The following is a 799-nucleotide window of genomic DNA, read 5'->3' on the forward strand; positions in this document are numbered from 1 at the left end:
GCCTGGAGCAGCGTTACGCCTACTACCTCGCGATCCCGCTCGGCGCGCTGACCGCACTTGCGGCGAGGAGCGGCGCGCCGCGGCCACTGCTGCTCGCGGGGCTTGCGATCCTCGCGCTCGCGACGCTCGCCAATGCCGGGCTCGGCGCCTACCACTCCGGCGTCGAATGGGGCTTCTGGAAGGGACCGACCGACTGCTCCGGCCCCGTCGTCAATCTCGGCAATGCCGCCGACCTCCTGTCGAAGCTCGACACCGTGAAGGTGGTGCGCTGCGACGAGGTGCAGTGGCGCTTCCTCGGCCTTTCGCTCGCCGGCTACAACGTGCTGATCTCGCTGCTGATGGCCGCGATCGCGGCGTGGGGATTTGTGCGGACGGCGAAGCGCTGAAGCTTAATCGTCCACGTCGTCCTGCGTGCGGCCGAACAGGTGCACGATGCCGGGCGTCGCGATCGTCACGAACACGAAGCGCGACAGATGATGGGCGCCGACGAAGATCGGGTCGATGTGCAGCGTCAGGGCCAAGGCCAGCATCGCGTCCATCGCGCCCGGCGCGAAGGCGACGACGACGTCCGAGAACTTCACCTGCGTGGTGAGGGCGACGATGCCGACGAAGATCGCGGAGACGGCGATGGCCACGGTAAATGATCCCAGCGCCGCGTTGATGTGGCCGGCGAGGGTCTTGATCCGCATCCGCGCGAACCGGCTGCCGATCAGGGCGCCGATGCCGATCAGCGCCACGCCGCGCACCCAGTTCGGCAGGCCGCCCTCGACCCAGCCGGCACCATGCAGCACGCTGGAGG

At 68.8% G+C, this 799-nt stretch carries 2 protein-coding genes; one reads left to right on the forward strand and one right to left on the reverse strand.

Features of this window, described 5'->3' with window-relative positions; genetic code table 11:
• On the forward strand, nt 1-386 hold a 386-nt coding region (locus AC1D00_RS43540; RefSeq protein WP_477014987.1), incomplete at its 5' end, for a disulfide bond formation protein B.
• A 3-nt stretch (nt 387-389) separates the two neighbouring features.
• On the opposite strand, the gene AC1D00_RS43545 is transcribed toward AC1D00_RS43540, so the two are convergent.
• Nucleotides 390-799: AbrB family transcriptional regulator (locus AC1D00_RS43545; RefSeq protein ID WP_477014988.1), on the reverse strand; the 410-nt coding region annotated here is incomplete at its 5' end.

The sequence above is a fragment of the Bradyrhizobium sp. P2_E8 genome (assembly GCF_056403875.1).